Here is a 20,608-nt window from a genome sequence, read left to right as displayed (position 1 = left end):
CTTAGACCGGCGGAATACCATCCGGAGGGTTGTCGTCAAAGCCGTGCATGCGCAGAGCCCATTGCAAGCCGACGACAGCTCCCTTGACCGGCTGGAGCAGCGCGAGCGAGGCGACGAAGGTGAAGGGCAGATAGGCCGCGAAGCTGAGCCAGACCGGCGTGGTGTAATTGGTCTCGATCCAGAGGATCGTGGGCACCACGATGTGGCCGACGATGACGATCACGAGATAGGCCGGCAGATCGTCGGCGCGATGCGGCGTGAAGTCGAGGCCGCAGACCGAGCAATTGTCCGCGGTTTTGAGAAAGGCGCGGAACAGCTTGCCCTCGCCGCAGCGCGGGCAGCGGCTGCGGAAACCGCGCTTCATGGCCGTCCAGACGTCGCGCTTCTCGACGAGACCGGTCTCGCGCGTCCAGATCTTTGGGGCCGTGCTCGTCGTCACCATGCCTTGCCCTTCTGGCCCTTGCCTTTCCCTTTGGCTTTCTTGCCCTTGCCGGGCTTCTTCTGTTTCGCCGCCTTATGTTTCTTCGCTGGACTGCGTCCGGGATGCGCCTTGAACGAAGGGCGGCGTTGCGGACCGGATGGCCTGCGGCCGCGCGGCGCGGTCTCGCCGGTCGACGACAGCAGCTCGAAGCGTAGCGCGCCTGCGATGGGAGCTGCTTCTATCAGACGGACGTCAACGACGTCACCCAGCTGATGCATGGTGCCGCTGCGCGTGCCGACGAGCGCGTGCCGGCTCTCGTCATAGTTGAAATATTCCGTGCCGAGGGATCGGATCGGGATCAGGCCGTCGGCGCCGGTCTCGGCGAGCTTGACGAACAGGCCGGCGCGCGTGACGCCGGAGACGCGGCCCTGGAAACTCGCGCCGATGCGGTCGGCGAGGTGATGGGCGATCAGCCGGTCGACGGTCTCGCGCTCCGCCTTCATCGCGCGCCGTTCGGTCACCGAGATGTGGGCTGCGACCTCGCCAAGGCTTTCCGGCGTCTCGCTGTCGGGCAGGGCGCCTTCGCCGAGGCCGAGCGCGCGGACCAGCGCGCGGTGCACGACGAGGTCGGCATAGCGGCGGATCGGCGAGGTGAAATGCGCGTAGCGGCGCAGGTTCAGGCCGAAATGACCGTAATTCTCGGCGGAATATTCGGCCTGTGCCTGCGCGCGCAGCACGACCTCGCTCACCAGCGGGAAGTGGTCGTGGCCTTCGAGCTGCGCCAGCACGCGGTTGAACAAAGCCGGGCGCAGCGCGCCGCCTTTCGCGAACGGAACGTCCAGCGTCTCCAGAAACTCCGCGAGCGCGTGGACCTTCTCCAGCGTCGGCTCGTCATGCACGCGGTAGATCAGCGGGAGAGACTTCTTCTCCAGCATCTCGGCCGCCGCGACGTTGGCGAGGATCATGAACTCCTCGATCAGCTTGTGCGCATCGAGACGTTCAGGCACGACGACGCGATCGACCGTGCCGTCGCTCTTCAAGAGGATCTTGCGCTCGGGCAGATCGAGATTGAGCGGATCGCGCTCGTCGCGGGCGCGCTTGGCGCAGGCATAGGCGGCATAGAGCGGCCTCAGGATCGGATCGAGCAGGGGTCCGGTGGTGTCGTCGGGCCGGCCGTCGATCGCGGCCTGCGCCTGGGCGTAGTTTAGCTTCGCCGCCGAGCGCATCAGGATGCGGTGGAAGCTGTGCGAGCGCTTGCGACCATCGGAGCCGAGCACCATGCGCACTGCGAGCGCGCCGCGCGGCTCGCCGGGCACCAGCGAACATAGATTGTTGGAGATGCGCTCGGGCAGCATCGGCACGACGCGGTCCGGGAAATAGACCGAGTTGCCGCGATCGAGCGCGTCGCGGTCGAGCGCGGTGCCCGGCCGCACGTAGAAGCTGACATCGGCGATGGCGACATCGACGATGAAGCCACCTCTGTTGTTCGGATCAGGATCGGGCTGCGCATGCACCGCGTCGTCGTGATCCTTCGCATCCGGGGGATCGATGGTGACGAGCGGCACGTCGCGCCAGTCTTCACGTCCCTTCAGATTGGCCGGCTCTGCCGCTTCGGCTTCACGCTCTGCCGCGGGCCGGAACTGCAGGGGGATGTCGTGCGCGTAGATCGCGATCAGGCTGATCGCCTTCTCCGACTTGACCGAGCCGAGCTTCTCCTTGACCCGGCCCGAGGCCAGCCCAAAGCTGCGGGTGCGGACGATGTCGACGCTGACGAGGTCGCCGTCCCGGGCGCCGTGCGTGTCGGCTGCGGCGATGTTCAGCTCGCGGTCGGCAGACTTCTTGTCGACCGGGACCAGCCGTCCGCCGCCTTCGGGAAGCTCGCGGAACACGCCGAGGATGCGGCTCTTCGTCTTGTCGAAAACCTTGATGATGTGGCCGCGATAGGCCGGGCCTTCGTTCTCGTCCGAGCGCTCGACGCGCAGCAGCGCGCGATCGCCGACACCGGCGGCGGTGCCGGGCTTCGGCCGGCGCGGCATTACGATGAGGATTTTCGGCGGCTCGCCGCTTTCGACCTCGTCCCATTCGGTGGGGGAGGCGATCAGCTCGCCGTCACTGTCACGGCCGGTGATGTCGGCGACCAGCGTCGACGGGAGCGCGTCCGGCTCGGAAACCTTGTGGCGTTTTTTCTTGATGGTGCCGTCGTCGGCGAGCTCGCGCAGCATGCGCTTGAGCTCGATGCGATCGGCGTTCTTCAGGCCGAACTCGCGCGCAATTTCGCGGGTCCCGACCTTTCCGGGATTTGCCTTGATGAAGGCGACGATGGCGCTCCGGTCGGGAAAGCCATGGTCATTCTTGCGTTTCACTTAACCTCTAATTCTTGATCTAGGTCTTGCCGGCACTCTTCTTGGCCGGAGCCTTGGGGGCGGCGGCCTTGGTCGGCGACGTTTTTGCGGTCGACGACACGGCGGCGCGCGCCTTGCTGGTGGATTCGGATTTGGGTTTGGCCGCCTTCTTCGCGGCCGGTTTCTTCGGCTTCGGCGCGGCGTCATCGCCGTCGGTGGCCTTCGCCGCAGCCTTCTTGGCCTTGGCCGGCTTCGCGGCTTTCTTCGCCTTGGTCTTGCCGCCGCCCTTGGCCGCGCGCTCGTCGATCAGCGCGATCGCCTGCGGCAGCGTGACGGTGTCCTTTTCGAACTCGGCCGGGATCGTCGCGTTGACGCCGCCTGCCGTGACATAGGCGCCGTAACGGCCGCTCTTCACCGTGACAGTGCCCAGCGTCGGATGATCGCCGATCGCCTTGCCGGGGTCGGCGCCGAAGCGGCGGCTCGGGCCCTTGGCGATCTTTTCCGCGATCAGCGTCACCGCGCGGTTGAGGCCGATATCGAAGACCTCGTCGCCGCTCTCCAGGCTGGCGTAGGTCTTCTCGTGCTTCACGAACGGCCCGAAGCGGCCGAGACCCGCCGTGATCGGCTGACCGGTCTCCGGATGCTTGCCGATCTCGCGCGGCAGCGACAACAGCTTCAGCGCAAGCTCGAGCTCGACGTCGCCCGGCGAGGTGCCCTTCGGGATGCCCGCGCGCTTCGGCTTCTCGCCTTCCTCATAATCCTTCTGCTCGCCGAGCTGGATGTAGGGCCCAAAGCGGCCGGCCTTGACCCAGACATCGCGACCGGTGTCGGGGTCCTGGCCGAGCGAACGGTCGGCGGTGGTCTCGCTGTCGGCGGCGAGCTGGCGGGTGTAGCGGCATTCCGGATAGTTCGAGCAGCCGACGAAGGCGCCGAACTTGCCGGCCTTGAGATTCAGCCTGCCGTTGCCGCAACTCGGGCACTGCCTGATATCGCCGCCATCGGCGCGGGGCGGATAGATGTGCTGGCCCAGCATGTCGTCGAGCACGTCGAGCACCTGAGCGACGCGCAGATCCTTGATCTCGTCGACGGCGCCGATGAAGCCGGTCCAGAAGTCCTTCAGCACCTGCTGCCAGGAGATCTCGTTGTTGGAGATGCGGTCGAGCTGCTCCTCCAGATTTGCGGTGAAGTCATATTCGACGTAGCGGCTGAAGAAGCTTTCGAGGAAGGCGACCACGACGCGGCCCTTGTCCTCGCCGTGCAGGCGCTTCTTCTCCAGCTTGACGTAGCCGCGGTCCTTCAGGACCTGGAGGATCGAGGCATAGGTCGAGGGACGGCCGATGCCGAGCTCTTCCATGCGCTTGACCAGCGAGGCCTCCGAGAAGCGCGGCGGCGGCTCGGTGAAGTGCTGGGTGACGGCGAGCGACTGCCGCTTCAAGCCGTCGCCCGCACTCATGGCGGGCAGGCGGCGCGAATCGTCGTCTTCCTCGTCGTCGCGGCCTTCCTGGTAGAGCGCGAGGAATCCGTCGAACTTGACGACCTGACCCGTCGCCCGCAGCTCCAGCGTGCGGCCGCCGGCCTTCGCGGTGATGTCGACAGTGGTGCGCTCGAGCTCGGCCGATTCCATCTGGCTCGCGATGGTGCGCTTCCAGATCAGCTCATAGAGTCGCGCCTGGTCGGCATCGAGCTTGCGGCTCATGCTGTCGGGGCGGCGCGACATGTCGGTCGGGCGGATCGCTTCATGCGCTTCCTGGGCGTTCTTGGCCTTGGCCTGATACTGGCGCGGGGCCTCCGGCACATAGGCGTTGCCGTAATCCTCGCCGATCACCTTGCGCGCCTGGGTGATCGCGGACGGATCGATCTGCACGCCGTCGGTACGCATATAAGTAATGAGTCCGGTGGTCTCGCCGCCGATGTCGATGCCTTCATAAAGGCGCTGGGCGATGCGCATCGTGTGCGCCGGCGCAAAACCGTATTTGCGGCTGGCTTCCTGCTGCAGCGTCGAGGTGGTGAAAGGGGCCTGCGGATTGCGCCGGGCCGGCTTCGCATCAACCGCGGTCACGGCATAGGCGGCTGCTTCCAGCGCCTTCTTGAAGTCTTCGGCTTCCGCGCCGCTGCCGACGTCGAGCCGCTGGATCTTCTTGCCGTCGGCGCCGACGAGCCGCGCCTCGAAGGCGTCGCCGCGCGGCGTCAGCAGGGTCGCGATCAGCGACCAGTATTCGCGCGGCACGAACTTTTCGATTTCGAGCTCGCGGTCGCAGACCAGCCGCAGCGCCACCGACTGCACGCGGCCGGCCGAGCGGGCGCCCGGCAGCTTGCGCCACAGCACGGGGGAGAGGGTGAAGCCGACCAGATAGTCCAGCGCCCGACGCGCCATGTAGGCGTCGACCAGCGCGCCGTCGATCTGGCGCGGATTCTTCATCGCATCCGTGACGGCCTGCTTGGTGATGGCGTTGAACACCACGCGCTCGATCTTCTGATCCTTCAGCGCGCGCTTTTCCTTCAGCACCTCCAGCACGTGCCAGGAGATGGCCTCGCCCTCGCGATCAGGGTCGGTGGCGAGAATCAAGCGGTCGGCGTTCTTCAGGGACTTGGCGATATCGTTGAGCCGGCCGGCCGCCTTGGGGTCGACCTCCCAGATCATCTTGAAATTTGCGTCCGGATCGACGGAACCGTTCTTCGCCGGGAGGTCGCGGACATGGCCGAACGAGGCCAGAACCTCGTAGGACGAGCCCAGATACTTGTTGATCGTCTTGGCTTTCGCCGGCGACTCCACAATGACGATATTCATGTAGTTCCAGTAACTTACGGGGAAATTACGAGCCGGTTTCGATGAGATTCGGATCGGCCGTTTCGACCCGAACATGGGTGGTGAGGCCCTCGCTGTCAAATCGAGGGGTGTTGAAAGCACCTCAAATGGGAAAAGTTTCATATCGAGAAAGTTGCAAAATACCACCTTGGAGTTGCGGTCAATGTCGGCGTAGAGTCGCCCGGGGCATGGATTCGGGTGGGGTCTGGTGACTAAGCCAGGAAAGAAACGGGCGCGCGCCGCATCAGGCGCGCCGGGGGGCTCGCGCGGTGAGGAACCAGGGGAGGGCGGCGTCGATGAGGCCGTCGCCTTCATCGCCGAGCAGGTCGGGGCGTTGCGCAAGCTCGCCGAGCGCCACAAGCTCGATGTGCTGCATTATCTCCTGGGCATGACCAAGCTGGAGGCCGACGAGCACCTGCGGCTGCGGAGCAAGCGCAAGCTGTCGTAGCGGCGCTCACCGTCCAATCCGTCATCCTGAGGTGCTCGCGTAGCGAGCCTCGAAGGATGAGCGGCCGAGATGCCGCAGCCGGGCCGTCGCCCTTCGAGGGCCGCTGAAGAAGCGGCCACCTCAGGGTGACGGCGATACATGGAGGCGCGCCGCATCAACGTCGTCATTGCGAGCGCAGCGAAGCAATCCAGAGTCTTTCCGCAGAGGGATTCTGGATTGCTTCGCTGCGCTCGCAATGACAAGGGGATCAGCCGCTACGGCCCGCCATTCTCGCCAGTCGCCGGCCGAGATATTCGGCCGTGCTGAGGTCGCTCTGCGGTAGCGAGGCGTCGACCAAGTGTGTCGCCAGGCCAAGCTGACTACCTAGACGATTCCGGCCACTCAGATCCTCCCCACCCGGAATATCCAGTCCGCACCAGAGCATGCCGTGCTGCGCGGCGAGAATGGAGAAGTAGGTCAATGTGTGGAGTTGATCGCCGCTTGCGCAGGCGCCCGTGGTGAACCCGGCTGCGATCTTGTTGGCCCGTCTTTGCTGGCTCCATCTGTCGCTCGAGGCGTCCGCAAAAGCTTTGAATTGGGCCGCAGGTCCGCCCATGTAGGTGGGACTGCCAAATGCAACGGCGCTAGCGCCGTCAATCGTTTCCAGGAACCTCTCATTCTGAAACCGGCCTGACATGATGTCGCCGCCTGTGATTCGGCAAAGCGCGACGTCTGCCATGCCATCCGCTCCGCGCGCCAACGCATGCGCCAGCTTCTCAGTGGTGCAGGAGATGGAAAAATAGACGATAGCGAGCAGGGGCATGGCGGTGCCACTTTGGGGTGTTCAGCCATCTTTGACGCCGTCGATATTTTGTACAAGTCCCCCCAACGCAGTCATTGCGAGCGCAGCGAAGCAATCCAGAATCCCTCCGCGGTGAAATCCTGGATTGCTTCGCTGCGCTCGCAATGACGGTGTGGTGGCAGCGTGCCGCGATCAGGCTGACCGCCGCCGCGGTGCCGGTCGGGGCTTCAGTGTGATGTCGGCCAGGCTGAGCAACCGTCCATCCTCGGCGTGCAGCTCGAGCTTCTTCACCGGGCGGCCTTTGACGCGATCGACCATGACGGTGTCGATCTCCTCGGGCGTGTCGTCGAACTCCTCGCTCCATTGCCGGAGCGCGACCAGGATCGGGAAGAGGCCAAGTCCCTTCGGCGTCAGCACATACTCCTGGTAGGCGCTGCCATCGGAGGCGGGGGCGGTCGCCAGGATGCCGTGTTCGAGCATTGAGCGCAGGCGCGCCGACAAGATGTTCTTGGCCATGCCGAGCTTGCCCTGAAACTCGCCGAAGCGGCGCACACCGAGCATCGCTTCGCGGATGATCAGCAGCGTCCACCAGTCGCCGATCGCCTCCAGCGACCGCGCGACCGGGCAGCCGTCACCCTCAAAACTCGTTCGTTTCACCATCGTCTGAGGTCCCCTCACATTCGCACGATGTCGGCGCCAATCACGCGCTTGTGTGGTTGCATCATAAAACCATCCGCCTAGATTGCAACATGGTTTCATAATGAAACTATTGGAGAGGCGAGCATGAGACTGAGCGGCAAGACGGCACTCATCACCGGCGGCAACAGCGGAATTGGATTGGCAACGGCAAAGCTGTTCGTGGCCGAGGGCGCGAAGGTGATCATCACCGGGCGCAACAAGGAGACGCTGGAGGCCGCGGCAAAGGAACTCGGGCCGAACGGGCTCGCGCTGGTTGCGGACGCGACCGACGTCGCCGCGACTGAAGCGGCGATCAAGAAGGGCACCGAAAAATTCGGCAAGCTCGATATCGTGTTCGCGAATGCCGGCATCCCCGGCAGCACGCCGCTGGGCTCGACGACGCTGGATGTCTTTGAGAAGGTGATCAGCACCAACCTCACCGGCGTGTTCTTCACGGTGCAGTCGGCGCTGCCCTATATCAACGACAACGCCTCGATCATCCTCAACGGTTCGGTGATCTCCGTGCTCGGCGTTCCCGGCTACTCCGCTTACGGGGCCGCCAAGGCCGGCGTGCGCGCGCTGGCGCGGATCATGGCCTCGGAACTGTCGCCGCGCGGCATCCGCGTCAACGTCGTTGCGCCCGGCGCGACCCGCACGCCGATCTGGGGCGCCGCGATCGCAACGCCTGAAGCGGAGAAGGCGTTCGAGAAGCGCCTTGGACTATCCACGCCGCTCGGCCGCATTGCTGAACCGGATCACATCTCGAAGACGGTGCTGTTCCTCGCCTCCGACGATGCCGGGCACATCCAGGGCCAGGAGATCTTCGTCGATGGTGGCGCGGTTGCCTCTCCCGCGGGCGCACCGATCTATCGCGGCTGATCAACGTTTGCGAAAATTGAATCGGTCGGCGCGACGACATCGGTTGCGCCGGCCGGTTCCTGCACCTCGGTGGCTGTATTCCTCTGAACCTTCCGTGAGGCGTTGAACCTTCGCTTGCGCTGCCAAGACCCTTTTGCGGGCAGGGTCATAAGACTCACTTTCAGGGAGCCCGCGATGTCAAAAGCAGCTCGTATTTCTTCGTCGATTTCAGAACCACGTATTTACACCGAACATTCCGCCATTCCAGCCAAGCACTCCGATACGTCCGAGTTCATCGGGGTGGCACTTTTCTCAGGCATCGGGCTTTTCATTTCGCTCGTCGCCGTCATTCTTGGCGTTCAGGGCGCCTGGTTTTAGCGCTGTCGAATTCTCAGCCGCCGCCGGGCTCCGGCAGCGGCTGGTGTCGGCGTAAGTCTTACGCCGCCTGCAGGCTGGTGGCAGCCTGAAGCGCTCCGGCCAGCGCTTTCTCACGATGCTCAGGGCCAACCTGGATGCCGTCGGCGACGATGAATTCGGGGCTCGTGATGCCCATGAACGCGAACACGCCACGCAAATAGGTTTCGAGGTGCTCGAGCGAGGCGGCCGGCGTGCCCGGGCCGTAATAGCCGCCGCGCGAGATCGCCACGATCACGCGCTTGTTGCCGGCAAGGCCCTGCGGGCCGTTCGCGTCGTATCTGAACGTTTTCCCCGCCACCAGGACGCGGTCGATCCAGGCCTTGAGCTGGCTCGGGATCGTAAAATTGTACATGGGCGCGCCGATCACGACGATATCGGCATCGAGGAACTCGTTGAGCACGGCCGCGCTCGCGGCCAGGTCGGGACCGAGTTCCGCCGGCGCCGGCGCGCCTTGCGCGGCCGCAAGGTGCGAGCCGGAGAGGTGGGCGAGCGGAATCTGCGTCAAATCGCGGTAGACGAGGTCGAGCGACGGCGTCGCCTGCCTGAGACGGTCGACGATGGCGGCGGAAACCTGCCGTGAGACGGAGTGGGGGCCGAGCACGCTGGAGTCGATATGGAGGAGTTTCATTGGGGTTCACCTATGGTATAGATTTGTAACCCGCACTACATGAGTGACTGTCAAATTCCCCGCAAGAACGCACTTTTTTGAGCCATGGGCACATCTTTGAGACCTGCACACACCGATTTTCCTGCTCCCCAGATGCCGGATCGCGACCACGCGGACTGCCGCGGGGTCGCCTCGATCCTGGCGCGCGTCGGCGACAAATGGAGCGTGTTCGTCATCATGATGCTGAGCGACGGGCCCAAGCGCTTCAACGAGCTGAAGCGGATGATCAACGGCATCTCGCAGCGGATGCTGACCTTGACCCTGCGCGGGCTGGAGCGCGACGGCCTCGTCACGCGCACGATCTTCCCGACCATTCCGCCGCGCGTGGACTATGAGCTGACCGATCTTGGCCGCGGGCTCCAGCAGCCCGTGATGGCGCTTGGGCTATGGGCGAAGGAGCACCAGGCGCAGATCGCGGCGGCACGCACGCGGTTCGATGAGCGCAACGACACCTAGAGAAGAGAAACGAGACCGCCGCCGTGGCGTTCGAGGCGGCCCGCAAGCTCGAGCTCCAGCAGCACGGTGCGGACGATCGCGGGCGAGGCGCCGGACATCCGCACGAGATCGTCGATCGAGATGGGGGCAGGGCCGAGCAGGCCGGTGATCTGGTCGCGGTCGTGTGATTGCGGGTCGCTCTCGAACGGTTCGCTATCGGGCTCGCTCGCCGGATGCATCAGCGGCCGCTCCATGATCGGTGCGACAGCGTTGATGATGTCGGCGGCTTCGGTGACGAGCGTTGCGCCCTGCTTGATCAGATCGTTGGTGCCGGCGGCGCGCGGGTCGAGCGGCGAGCCGGGCACCGCGAATACCTCGCGGCCCTGTTCGGCCGCCATGCGCGCGGTGATCAGCGAGCCCGAGCGGTGCGCCGCCTCGACCACGACCACGCCGAGGGCTGCGCCCGAGATCAGCCGGTTGCGGCGGGGGAAGTCGCGGGCGCGCGGCTCGTGGCCGAGCGGCATCTCGGAAATCGCAGCGCCCGCGTGATCGAGGATCGAGGCGAGCAGGTCGCCATGCTCGGGCGGATAGATGCAATCATGTCCGCCGGCGAGCACCGCGATGGTGCCGCTCTCGACACTGGCGCGGTGTGCGGCCTGATCGACGCCGCGGGCGAGCCCCGAGATGACGATGAAGCCAGCTTCGCCAAGCTCACGGGCCAACTGACCGGCGAATTTCAGTCCCGCGCCAGAGGCATTGCGCGAGCCGAGATCGCGATCATCGGACGCATCGGCGTCGTGGTGTCGCCGCGTACGGCGAGCAGCGGCGGCGGATCGTCGAGCGTGGCGAGCCGCGATGGATAGCCGTCCTCACCGGGCGCGAGCCAAGCTATGCCGAACTTGCGGCTCGCGGCGAGCTCGGCCTTCGCCTCGTCCACGCTACAGATGCGCCCCGATCGCTGAGCGCCGCCGCGGCGCGCCAGATCCGGCAGGCGCTCCAGTGCGGCGCGCGGGCTGCCGAAATGATCGACCAGCGATTTGAAGGTGCGCGGCCCGACATTGTCGGAGCGGATCAACCGCAGGCGGTCGAACCGTTCAGCCTCGGTCAGCTCAACGCTCGGATTGATGGCGTCCACGGCGTCTCCTTGTGGGAGCAGCATGGAACAACCTGAGGGCGTGGGCAACAGTGGCGTGTGGTTGTTTCTATCGCCCCAATCATGGGCGGAGGAGGAATGGAGCAACGCGCTGCCTCATTCCTCAAGGCTTTTGCTATTCGATGACCTCGTCCGCGCGCACCTGCAACGACTGCGGTATCTCGAGGCCGAGCGCCTTGGCGGTCTTCAAGTTGATGACCGTCTTAAACAGCGTCGGCTGCTCGATGGGGATGTCGGCCGGGTTCGCGCCCTTCAATATCTTGTCAACGAAAACAGTGGCGCGGCGAAACATGGAGGTGAAGTCTACCCCGTACCCTACCAGTGCGCCCCCCCGGGACGCGACGATGGGTGCGGCAATCGATGGCACGCGGCACTTGTCGACAATCGCCGCGACCAACGCCGAATTGGTGACAAACGCATTGGCGTCCGTGATGACGAGACCGTCCATGGCGGTGGAGCCGAAGATTGATAGCGCGTTGTCGAGGTCGCCGGGGACGTCAAGCTCGATCGGTCGCAGCTCAACCTTCATTGCCCGCGCGGCGTTCGTCATGGCACTCATGGTGCCGTTGTTCAGGGGGTTGCCTCGCTGCATGAGCACCCCTGCGCGGGTCATCGAGGGAGCTATGCTCGCAAGAACCTCTAACCGCTTCGCAGCTAGTTCTGTAAGGAAAAAGGTCTGTCCCGTAATGTTGCCACCGGGATGAGCCATGCTGGCTGCAAGGCCCAAGGTCACCAGATCGGGACCCACGATCATCACGGTTGGAATTGTGGTCGTCGCACGGTGCGCGGCAAGAACCCCGGGAAATGTGGCTGTCACGAGAACGTCGACGCCGAGGGCGACCAGTTCAGCAGCCAGCGCCGGAAGCCGGTTATCGTCGCCGTCGGCGTCGCGATATTCAACGTGGACGTTCTCGCCCTCAACCCAACCGAGACCGCGAAGCGCAACGAGGAACGCGTCGACCTCCGAATTTCGCGGTGGGGGGAGGAAAAGGCCGATCCGCGAGACGCGCTTCACTTGCTGAGCGCGTGCGGCCGTTGCCCACGCCAACGCCCCGCCAGCCAAAGTGATGAATCCGCGTCGTTTCATAGCACCGCTAAATCGCTTATCCTCTGGCAGAGAGTAAGCATTTTTCGACATTGGTCCAGCCGCGTCAATGAACAGGTTGGGTCAGAAGGCGCACAGCCTAAGCCGAGACGGCGTGAGCGTCCAACAGTCCGGCAATTCGAATCTCATCGCCTTGATTGTCGGGGCAATTTAGAACTAACGCAAAGGTTGCGGCGTTTCCGCGTTAGTGCCACGCGGCCCGACATTGTCAGAGCGGATCAGCCGCAGGCGGTCGATCCGCTCAGCCTCGGTCAGCTCAACGCTCGGATTGATGGCGTCCACGGCGTCTCCTTATGGAGGCAACATGGAACAACCTGAGGGCGTGGGCAACAGCTGCGTGCGCTTGATCGGGCTTCAAGGGCGCTGCCGGAAGACCCGACGTGGTCGACGGGTCTTCCGCAAGGTCGTCTTATCAACGCGCGTGCGCCGCCTGAGCGACAGCGACGCCGCTCCGCGAGACGCGAGCGTCAAGGCTGAGCGCACCGGCACCGAAGGCAAAGATCTGGAGCAGGCCGCCTGCCATCATCACGTTCTTGAGGAAATGGATCATCTGATTCTGGTCGGCAAAGTTGTTGTGGAACGAGACTGCCGCGGCCAGCGAGAATATGGCGAGCGCCAGCGCGACCGAGCGGGCTTGATAGCCCGCGATCAGCAGGAGACCGCCACCGAGCTCGACGAGAACTGCGATCGCATATGCCAACGGGGGCACCGGCAATCCCGCAGCGGCGATGTAAGCGGTCGTCGCACCATAAGCGGTGAGCTTGCTGAAGCCACTCATTGCAAACGGGAGGCCGATCAGCAGGCGGCCAACGAGGGAAGCATAACGGGTCGTATCCATGGTCATCGCTCCTGTGCTTGGTTGAGGTCCGACGGCGGTGACGCACCAGGCGTTTGTGGTTCGTAGAGAGTGCGCGCCGCAGGGCCCTGCGTCGTGACCTCACACTGGCTCGATTGAATCGCGATAAAAATAGAAATAATTGAAAGATACTGTTTCCATTTTTGATCTCATCCGCGCGGCGCCCGCGGACGCGGATGCTCTGGTCGAGCCGCTGGTCCCGGTCGACTGCACGCATGGATCGACCGCGTCCACGTGCGCTTGCGCGACCTCGTCCCGATGCTAAAAGCGATGGCAATAAGAAGGGTATTGCCATGATCTCACTCGCCGACCTCCAGCGCCGCATCGAAGCGGGCGAGCTTTCGCCCGATGACGCCATCGCCCAGTCGCACGCGGCGATCGAGGCCAGGGAGAAGGACGTCCACGCCTTCGTCCGTCACGACAAATCCGTGAAGGCGCAAGCCTCCGGCCCGCTGCGCGGCATCGCCGTCGGCATCAAGGACATCATCGACACCGCCAACATGCCGACCGAGATGGGCTCGGAGATCTATCGCGGCTGGCAGCCGCGCTCGGACGCGCCGGTCGTGATGATGCTGAAGCGGGCAGGCGCCACCATCATCGGCAAGACCACCACCACGGCGTTCGCCTCGCGCGATCCGACCCCGACGCTCAATCCGCACAATCTCGGCCATACGCCGGGCGGCTCGTCCTCGGGCTCGGCTGCGGCCGTCGGCGCCGGCATGATTCCGCTGGCGCTCGGCACCCAGACCGGCGGATCGGTGATCCGGCCCGCCGCCTATTGCGGGGCTGCCGCGATCAAGCCGTCGTTCCGGATGCTGCCGACCATCGGCGTGAAGTGCTATTCGTGGGCGCTCGACACGGTCGGCCTGTTCGGCAGCCGTGCGGAGGATCTTGCGCGCGGACTGCTGGCGATCACCGGCCGCACTGAATTCGATGGCATCGCCGCGGCCAAGGCGCCGCGCATCGGCGTGGTGAGGCAGGAGTTTGCCGAGGCCGTGGAGCCGGCGGCGGAAGAGGGCTTGCAGGCTGCGATCAAGGCGGCCGAGAAGGCCGGCGCCAGTGTCAAGACCATCGATCTGCCGGAGTCGGTGCAGGAAGCCTGGCGCATCCATCCGATCATCCAGGATTTCGAGGCGCATCGCGCGTTGGCGTGGGAGTTTTCGGAGCATCATGACGAGATCGCGCCGATGCTGCGTGCCAGCCTCGATGACACCGTCGGCTTGACGCCGAAGCAGTATGACGACGCGCGTCGGATCGCCCGCCGTGGCCGCCGCGAGCTCGGCGAGCTGTTCGAGGGTTTTGACGTGCTGCTGACCTATTCGGCGCCGGGCACCGCGCCGGCCAAGGAGCTCGCCTCGACCGGCTCGCCCCGCTACAACCGGCTCTGGACGCTGATGGGCAATCCTTGCGTCAACGTGCCGGTGCTGAAGGTCGGCGGCCTGCCGATCGGCGTCCAGGTGATCGCGCGCTTCGGCAACGATCCGGGCGCGCTTGCGGCGGCATGGTTCCTGGAGGACGCGCTGGCGAAATCAGGCTAGCGCCGGCTCAGCGGCGGGCAGCGCGCGTTCGGCCTCGGTGCCTGTCGCGCCTTGTCCGAGCCAGCGCTCGGCGGCCTCGCGGCCACTCCGGTGCAGCGTACGAATGAAGCCGCGGCCGAGATCGGTGGATGAGCGCTGCGCCAGGCCCTCAATGGAGTCTTCGGCCGCGATCCTGGAGAGCCGCAGCGAAGGTGCGGCGGTGGCTCGCGCCCATTCCAGTGCCGCGATCTCGGCGTTGAGGGCGGCGTTGGCTGCGATCTGGTCGAGCCTGCGGTCGATCGCGGCGAGCGTGATCGGCACGTAGCTGTCGCGCGTGGGCGTGACCTGGACGAGCAGCAGATCGGAGGCTGTCGATTCCTGCGCCAGGCGCACCAGCGGCGGATTGCCGCCAATGCCGCCATCCCAATAGGCCTCGCCGTCGATCTCGACGGCGCAGTGAACCAAAGGCGGGCAGGTCGAGGCCAGCGCGACGTCGGCGGTAATGCAATCGTTGCGGAAGATCTGCTGCTGCCCATCGCGGATCCGCGTCGCGGCGATCAGCAGTTTTGGGCAGGCCGCGTCGCGCAAGGCGGCAAAATCGATGTCGCGCGATAGCGCCAGCCGCAGCGGATCGAGATCGAACGGATCGAACTGGCCGGAGCGCAGCGTCGGACCGAACGCGACCGAGCTTCCCGCCGGCGAGAATCCGCCGACCAGCATCAAGGAGCGGAACGAGGCCTCGTGCATCAGGCGGGCCCAGAACCGGTTCAACCGCGAATGGGCGCCTTCGCGTCCGCCTTCGGCAAGGCCGGAGGCGACCAGCAGCGCATTGATGGCGCCGGCACTGGCGCCGCTGATGGTGTCGATCTGGATGGTCGGGTGTTCCAGCAACCGCTCCAGCACGCCCCAGGTGAAGGCCGCAAAAGTGCCGCCGCCCTGAAGGGCCAGCGACACTCTTTGCGGCGGCCATTGGCTGGAGCGCGGCTGCACGGGCGCGACCGGCGCGGCAATGGTCACGATCTCGACTGGCGCGGCGGCTTGCGCGACGGGCGCAGGCCGGGTCACTGGCGGGGGTACGGGAGCAGGCTCGGGCGCGGGCAGCGGCGAGGGCGCATCGGACCAGACATTGGTCATCGAGAGCAGCCGGCTTGCTGCGGTGCTGGAAGCACCGTGCGAACCAGGCCCGTCATGCGCGCCGACAATCTTCTCGCTCATTCTGAGCTACCGCGTAACGCCATTTCCGCTGTCAGGATGACAGGCGTGGAACTCGTTCGCCACTCCGGCCGCGAGCAGCTTCCAAGTTGCGAACAGGAATTGGCACATAATGCGGAGGCGGTGCGGCGATATCCGTACTTTTTCCGGCCTTGGATTTTGTTTTGACGCGTTTTCTTGACGCGAACCGGTATCCACTTCGCTCGAAAACGCTCTAGGCCTTCTCGCCGATCCGGCTTTCCTTGCCGGATTGCAGTCGCTTGATGTTCTCGCGATGCGCGTAGAACAAGAGCAGCGTCAGCGCGGCGAACAGCGATGCAAGCGCGAGGTGCCCGAACCACCACAGGAAGATCGGGGTGATGAATGCCGCCACCAGCGCGGACAGCGAGGAGTAGCGGGTGGTGAAGGCGGTGGCGAGCCAAAGCAGGCAGAACACGATTGCGCCGGGCCAGAACAGGCCGAGCAGGATGCCGATATAGACGGCGACGCCCTTGCCGCCTTTGAACTTCAGCCAGACCGGGAAGAGATGGCCGAGGAAGGCGCCGAGCCCGGCCACCATGGCGGCATTGGGTCCCGCGATGTAGCCGGCGATCACCACCGCGACCGTGCCCTTGAGCGCGTCGAGCAGCAGGGTGCCCGCGGCAAGGCTCTTGCGGCCCGTGCGCAGCACGTTGGTGGCGCCGATGCTGCCGGAGCCGATCGAGCGAATATCCTGCGTGCCGGCGAGTTTGGTCAGGACCAGCCCGAACGGAATCGAGCCGAGCAGGTAGCCGATGACGAAGGCCACCGGCAGGAAGGCTTCAAGCCCCATGGCCGCATCTCCATGCTGAACTGCGACGCCACGCATGAATCTGCCCGTCAGACATGTTCGTAGACCGTCCGTCCGCCGACAATGGTGCGCACCACGCGGCCTGTAAAGCGGGCCTCGTCGAACGGGGTGTTCTTGCAGGGCGATTTGAGGTCGGCGGGATCGACCACCCAGGGGACGTCGGGGTCGATCACGATGACGTCGGCCGGGCTGCCGGCGCGTAGGGTTCCACCCGGCAGACCCAGGATCTCGGCCGGCCGCGTCGACATGGCCCGGATCAGCGTCTTGAGGTCGAGTTCCTCATTGTGCACGAGGCGGAGGCCCGCCGGCAGCATGGTCTCGAGCCCGATGGCCCCGGGTGCGGCTTCCGCGAACGGCAGGCGCTTGACCTCGACGTCCTGCGGATTGTGGTCGGACATGATGACGTCGACGAGGCCGGAGGCGACCGCTGCGACCAGCGCGCGGCGGTCGTCCTCGGTCCGCAGCGGCGGCGACAGCTTCAGGAAGGAACGGTAGGGGCCGATGTCGTTCTCGTTCAGCGCAAGATGATTGATCGAGACGGAGGCGGTCACGGCGAGGCCGGCGTCGCGGGCGCGCTTGAGGACGTCGAGCGAGTCGATACAGGTCAGCGACGCCGCGTGATAGCGCCCGCCGGTGAGCGCGACGAGACGCATGTCGCGCTCGAGCATCACGGCCTCCGCCGCGTTCGGGATGCCCATCAGGCCGAGCCGCGAGGCGAACTCGCCCTCGTTCATCACGCCTTCGCCGACGAGATCGGGATCCTCGGTGTAATGCACGATCAGCGCGTCGAAATCGCGCGCGTAGGTCAGCGCGCGGCGCATCACCTGCGCGTTGATCACGCTCTTGTCGCTGTCGCTGAAGGCGATCGCGCCGGCGGCCTTGAGGAGGCCGAACTCGGTCATCTCCTCCCCGTGCATTCCCTTGGTGAGCGCCGCCATCGGCTGGATGTTGACGATCGCGGTGTCGCGGGCGCGGCGCATCACGAAGTCGACGGTCGCCGAATTATCGATCACCGGAGACGTGTCGGCCTGGCAGATGATGGTGGTGATGCCGCCGGTCGCAGCCGCCTGGCTCGCGGAGGCAAAGGTCTCGCGGTGGCTGAAGCCGGGCTCGCCGACGAAGGCGCGCATGTCGACCAGGCCGGGGGCCACGATCTTGCCGGCGCAGTTGACGACGTCGGTGCCCTCGGGGACGCCGGCAGCGCCAATGCCGCGGCGGGTCTCGCGGATGATTCCGTCGGCAATCAGGACATCGCCGGGGCCGTCGAAATCCCTGGAGGGATCGACGACGCGGGCGTTGGCAAGCAGGATGGGACGGCGGTCAGTCAGCATGAGCATCACGCGTTCGGCAAGTTGCGGGCGAGCGCTTCGAGCACGGCCATCCGTACCGCCACGCCCATCTCGACCTGTTCGCGGATCAGCGATTGCGCGCCGTCGGCGACCGCGGTGTCGATCTCGACGCCGCGGTTCATCGGACCGGGATGCATGACGAGCGCGTCCGGCTTGGCATAAGCGAGCTTTTTCTGGTCCAGCCCGAAATAGTTGAAATATTCGGAAGTCGACGGCACGAAGGAGCCGTTCATGCGCTCGCGCTGGAGCCGCAGCATCATGACGATATCGGCGCCGTTGAGCCCTTCGCGCATGTCGCGCGCAACCTCGACCCCCATCCGCTCGATGCCGGGTGGCAGCAGCGTGGAGGGGCCGACGACGCGGACGCGGGCGCCCATGGTGTTGAGCAGGATGATGTTGGAACGGGCCACACGCGAATGCAGCACGTCGCCGCAGATCGCGACCACGAGGCCCTCGATCCGGCCCTTGTTGCGGCGAATGGTCAGCGCGTCGAGCAGCGCCTGCGTCGGATGCTCGTGCGCGCCGTCGCCGGCATTGATCACGGAACCGTCGACCTTGCGCGCCAGCAGTTCCACCGCGCCGGAGGCGTGATGGCGCACCACCAGGATATCTGGATGCATGGCGTTGAGCGTCATCGCGGTGTCGACCAGCGTCTCGCCCTTCTTGATGGACGAGGAGGAGACCGACATGTTCATGACGTCCGCGCCCAGCCGCTTGCCGGCGAGCTCGAACGAGGACTGGGTTCGGGTGGAGGCCTCGAAGAAGAGGTTCACCTGCGTCCGTCCACGCAGGACGGTGCGCTTCTTGTCAACCTGGCGGTTGAGCTCGACATATTCTTCGGACAGGTCGAGGAGGCCGGTGATGTCGGCCGCGGAAAGGCCCTCGATGCCCAGCAAATGCCGGTGGCCGAGGACGAAGGTCGATTTCGATGTCATTAAAACGAGAGCTATAGGCGGGGATGGCGGGGGGAGCAAGGGCCAATGCCGGGGCGGGAAGTTATCCCCTGATCTGTCAGGTTCGTCGCTCTGGCGTGGCCTGTCGCCAATATCTCCGTCATGCCCGGGCTTGTCCCGGGCATCCACGATCTTCTATCGCATTTGAGGCAAAAGGACGTGGATGGCCGGGACGAGCCCGGCCATGACGATGGGGATGGATCACGTGAAGTTAATCCGAATTGTGATTGCGCTGACGATGATAACGGCCGAGGCCCACGCCCAATCGCTTCCCGGCGGCTTCGTCTATCTGCGCGACATCGACCCCGGCATCATCCAGGACATCCGCTACGCCAGCTCGAACAATTTCGTCGGCCGTCCGCTCGCCGGTTACGGCGCCGGCGAATGCGTAGTGAAGCGGGAGGTGGGGCTGCGGCTGAAGGCGGTTCAGCAGGAACTGGCGGCGCAAGGCCTGTCGCTGAAGATGTTCGACTGCTACCGGCCGGCGCGGGCCTCGCTCGACATGGTGAGGTGGTCGCAGAACGGCCACGAGACGGCGGCCGAGCGGCGCTACAATCCGAAGATCCCGAAGAGCGAGCTGTTCCGCCTCGGCTACATCGCGAGCCGCTCGCAGCATTCCACGGGCGCGGCGCTCGATCTCACGCTGGTCGATCTCGAGGCTGACAATTCCGCCAGATACGACCCGTCGAAAACCTATGCCGATTGCACGGCGCCGGTCGAGGCGCGATTGCCGGAGGGCAGCGTCGACATGGGCACGGGCTATGACTGCACGGACGCGAAGGGGCATACCGCTGTAACGTCGATCAATCCGGACCAGCGCGCCTGGCGCAAGCGGCTGGTGGCCGCGATGGCGAAGCAAGGCTTTGTGAACTATGCGAAGGAGTGGTGGCATTTTTCCCTGCCGGGGGCGGGCGGGGCGGCCTATGATTTCCCGATTCCGCCGCGAACGAAGTAGATCGTCGGGCGAACGGCCCCGGAATGACGGTGCCGTCCCAACGAAAGCGCTTGAATGGACTCCCTCAATCCCGATCTCCCGCCGATGACCGTGACGCCAGCCGCACCGCGCGTCTGGAAATTCTGGGGCACGGCGGTGTGGGGCCTGCTTATCTTCGTCGCGATGTTTGTCGGCCAGATCGGTGCCATCCTCTATCTGGCCTGGGACCGTGGCGATCCCCTCGACCTGATGTCGATCCAGCGTGTCGGTCGCGAGCCCGCGGCGCTCGCGCTGTCGGTGACCATGGGCCTGCCGGCGACGCTGGCCGCGGTATGGCTCGCCATCCGCATCAAGAAGGCCTCGTTCGTCGATTACCTCGCGCTGCATTGGCCGTCCTGGAAGCAAATGCTGTTCGGCGCCATCGGGCTTGTCCTGATCGTGGTTGCCTGGGAGACGATGTCGCGGAGCCTTGGCCGCGAGGCGACGCCGGGCTTCATGACCGATCTGTTGAAATCGGGCCGCGACAAGGGCGCGGCTGTGATGCTGCTGTTCGCGTTCAGTGTCGCTGCGCCGATGTCGGAAGAGGTTTTGGCGCGCGGCTTCCTGTTTCGCGGCTGGTCGGCGAGCTTCCTGCGCGTGCCCGGCGCGATCATCCTGTCGTCACTGGTGTGGACGGTCGTGCACCTGCAGTACGACCTGTACTTCCTCGCGGAGGTCTTCTCCATCGGCCTGTGGTTCGGCTACATGCGCTATCGCGCCAACTCGCTCTGGCTGACGATCGTGCTGCATGCGCTGAACAATCTGACGGCGGTGGTGCTGACGATGTGGCTGGGGAGCTGAGGCCTCG

The 20,608-nt window shown here is 65.2% G+C and carries 20 protein-coding genes and 1 pseudogene; 7 read left to right on the top strand and 14 right to left on the bottom strand.

All coding sequences use genetic code 11. The features are described from left to right. Position 1 precedes the first annotated feature (1 nt). Genes CT676_RS27105 through topA form a run of 3 tightly spaced genes read right to left on the bottom strand, consistent with a single transcriptional unit; the run spans position 2 to position 5,551 of the window. Positions 2 to 442 carry a DUF983 domain-containing protein gene (locus CT676_RS27105; protein ID WP_063982804.1) on the bottom strand — a complete coding sequence of 147 codons (441 nt, stop codon included), beginning with the start codon at positions 440 to 442 and terminating at the stop codon, positions 2 to 4. Further along, the gene (rnr, locus tag CT676_RS27100; protein WP_135215732.1) at positions 436 to 2,784 is read right to left on the bottom strand and encodes a ribonuclease R; all 2,349 of its coding nucleotides are present in this window, start codon (positions 2,782 to 2,784) and stop codon (positions 436 to 438) included. The genes CT676_RS27105 and rnr overlap by 7 nt, the downstream gene beginning before the upstream one ends. Before the next feature lie 19 nt (positions 2,785 to 2,803). Next, on the bottom strand, positions 2,804 to 5,551 hold the full coding sequence (gene topA, locus CT676_RS27095) for a type I DNA topoisomerase (protein WP_135215731.1): 2,748 nt from the start codon (positions 5,549 to 5,551) through the stop codon (positions 2,804 to 2,806). Between the two features lie 226 nt (positions 5,552 to 5,777). Between topA and CT676_RS27090 the strand changes: the two genes are divergently transcribed. Continuing rightward, entirely contained in the window at positions 5,778 to 6,017 is a 240-nt protein-coding gene (locus CT676_RS27090; protein ID WP_014494703.1) for a hypothetical protein, read from the top strand. Positions 6,018 to 6,264: 247 nt separating this feature from the next. Here CT676_RS27090 and CT676_RS27085 read toward each other — a convergent pair whose 3' ends face one another. Together CT676_RS27085 and CT676_RS27080 are read right to left on the bottom strand one after the other, a co-directional pair. Then, positions 6,265 to 6,819 (bottom strand): flavodoxin family protein, encoded by a 555-nt coding sequence (locus CT676_RS27085; RefSeq protein ID WP_135215730.1) that lies wholly within the window; start codon positions 6,817 to 6,819, stop codon positions 6,265 to 6,267. 171 nt (positions 6,820 to 6,990) lie between these two features. Continuing rightward, entirely contained in the window at positions 6,991 to 7,458 is a 468-nt protein-coding gene (locus CT676_RS27080) for a helix-turn-helix domain-containing protein (RefSeq protein WP_071913095.1), read from the bottom strand. A 123-nt stretch (positions 7,459 to 7,581) separates the two neighbouring features. Between CT676_RS27080 and CT676_RS27075 the strand changes: the two genes are divergently transcribed. Together CT676_RS27075 and CT676_RS27070 are read left to right on the top strand one after the other, a co-directional pair. Further along, positions 7,582 to 8,355, top strand: a complete 774-nt coding sequence (locus tag CT676_RS27075; protein WP_071913097.1) for a glucose 1-dehydrogenase — start codon at positions 7,582 to 7,584, stop codon at positions 8,353 to 8,355. A 174-nt stretch (positions 8,356 to 8,529) separates the two neighbouring features. After that, entirely contained in the window at positions 8,530 to 8,712 is a 183-nt protein-coding gene (locus CT676_RS27070) for a hypothetical protein (RefSeq protein WP_071917406.1), read from the top strand. A 58-nt stretch (positions 8,713 to 8,770) separates the two neighbouring features. Here the strand turns inward: CT676_RS27070 and CT676_RS27065 are convergent, their stop codons facing one another. Beyond that, a complete protein-coding gene (locus CT676_RS27065; RefSeq protein WP_135215729.1) occupies positions 8,771 to 9,379 on the bottom strand; it encodes an FMN-dependent NADH-azoreductase in 609 nt (202 codons plus the stop codon). An 84-nt stretch (positions 9,380 to 9,463) separates the two neighbouring features. Between CT676_RS27065 and CT676_RS27060 the strand changes: the two genes are divergently transcribed. Further along, positions 9,464 to 9,874 (top strand): helix-turn-helix domain-containing protein, encoded by a 411-nt coding sequence (locus CT676_RS27060; RefSeq protein WP_028152772.1) that lies wholly within the window; start codon positions 9,464 to 9,466, stop codon positions 9,872 to 9,874. Here the strand turns inward: CT676_RS27060 and dprA are convergent. From dprA to CT676_RS27045, 4 genes and pseudogenes are all read right to left on the bottom strand, one after another. After that, a pseudogene (gene dprA, locus CT676_RS27055) lies at positions 9,871 to 11,012 on the bottom strand (DNA-processing protein DprA). The gene CT676_RS27060 and the pseudogene dprA sit on opposite strands and share 4 nt — an antisense overlap. Before the next feature lie 109 nt (positions 11,013 to 11,121). Continuing rightward, positions 11,122 to 12,144, bottom strand: coding sequence for an ABC transporter substrate-binding protein (locus tag CT676_RS27050; RefSeq protein ID WP_244623277.1), 1,023 nt, complete (start codon positions 12,142 to 12,144; stop codon positions 11,122 to 11,124). 123 nt (positions 12,145 to 12,267) lie between these two features. Further along, entirely contained in the window at positions 12,268 to 12,393 is a 126-nt protein-coding gene (locus CT676_RS46105; protein WP_256376491.1) for a hypothetical protein, read from the bottom strand. Between the two features lie 130 nt (positions 12,394 to 12,523). After that, complete coding sequence (locus CT676_RS27045; RefSeq protein WP_199877134.1) at positions 12,524 to 12,955, bottom strand: DoxX family protein; 432 nt, start codon at positions 12,953 to 12,955, stop codon at positions 12,524 to 12,526. A 305-nt stretch (positions 12,956 to 13,260) separates the two neighbouring features. Between CT676_RS27045 and CT676_RS27040 the strand changes: the two genes are divergently transcribed. After that, a complete protein-coding gene (locus CT676_RS27040) occupies positions 13,261 to 14,505 on the top strand; it encodes an amidase (RefSeq protein ID WP_135215728.1) in 1,245 nt (414 codons plus the stop codon). On the opposite strand, the gene CT676_RS27035 is transcribed toward CT676_RS27040, so the two are convergent. The 4 genes from CT676_RS27035 to CT676_RS27015 form a co-directional block, all read right to left on the bottom strand. Beyond that, positions 14,497 to 15,699 carry a patatin-like phospholipase family protein gene (locus CT676_RS27035; RefSeq protein ID WP_135215727.1) on the bottom strand — a complete coding sequence of 401 codons (1,203 nt, stop codon included), beginning with the start codon at positions 15,697 to 15,699 and terminating at the stop codon, positions 14,497 to 14,499. The genes CT676_RS27040 and CT676_RS27035 overlap by 9 nt on opposite strands. Positions 15,700 to 15,910: 211 nt before the next feature. After that, positions 15,911 to 16,507, bottom strand: a complete 597-nt coding sequence (gene plsY / locus CT676_RS27025) for a glycerol-3-phosphate 1-O-acyltransferase PlsY (protein WP_063986317.1) — start codon at positions 16,505 to 16,507, stop codon at positions 15,911 to 15,913. A gap of 47 nt (positions 16,508 to 16,554) precedes the next feature. Continuing rightward, positions 16,555 to 17,856, bottom strand: coding sequence for a dihydroorotase (locus CT676_RS27020; protein WP_135215743.1), 1,302 nt, complete (start codon positions 17,854 to 17,856; stop codon positions 16,555 to 16,557). A gap of 5 nt (positions 17,857 to 17,861) precedes the next feature. After that, the gene (locus tag CT676_RS27015; RefSeq protein ID WP_014494716.1) at positions 17,862 to 18,809 is read right to left on the bottom strand and encodes an aspartate carbamoyltransferase catalytic subunit; all 948 of its coding nucleotides are present in this window, start codon (positions 18,807 to 18,809) and stop codon (positions 17,862 to 17,864) included. Between the two features lie 214 nt (positions 18,810 to 19,023). Here CT676_RS27015 and CT676_RS27010 point away from each other — a divergent pair, with 214 nt between their 5' ends. Continuing rightward, positions 19,024 to 19,782 (top strand): M15 family metallopeptidase, encoded by a 759-nt coding sequence (locus CT676_RS27010; protein WP_135215742.1) that lies wholly within the window; start codon positions 19,024 to 19,026, stop codon positions 19,780 to 19,782. 54 nt (positions 19,783 to 19,836) lie between these two features. Further along, positions 19,837 to 20,601, top strand: a complete 765-nt coding sequence (locus CT676_RS27005; RefSeq protein WP_135215726.1) for a type II CAAX endopeptidase family protein — start codon at positions 19,837 to 19,839, stop codon at positions 20,599 to 20,601. Positions 20,602 to 20,608 lie beyond the last annotated feature (7 nt).

Source organism: Bradyrhizobium sp. MOS001, assembly GCF_004634465.1.
Lineage (GTDB): Bacteria > Pseudomonadota > Alphaproteobacteria > Rhizobiales > Xanthobacteraceae > Bradyrhizobium > Bradyrhizobium barranii.
Note: the sequence above shows the minus strand (reverse complement) of the source record. Positions and strands in the feature narration are given on the sequence as shown.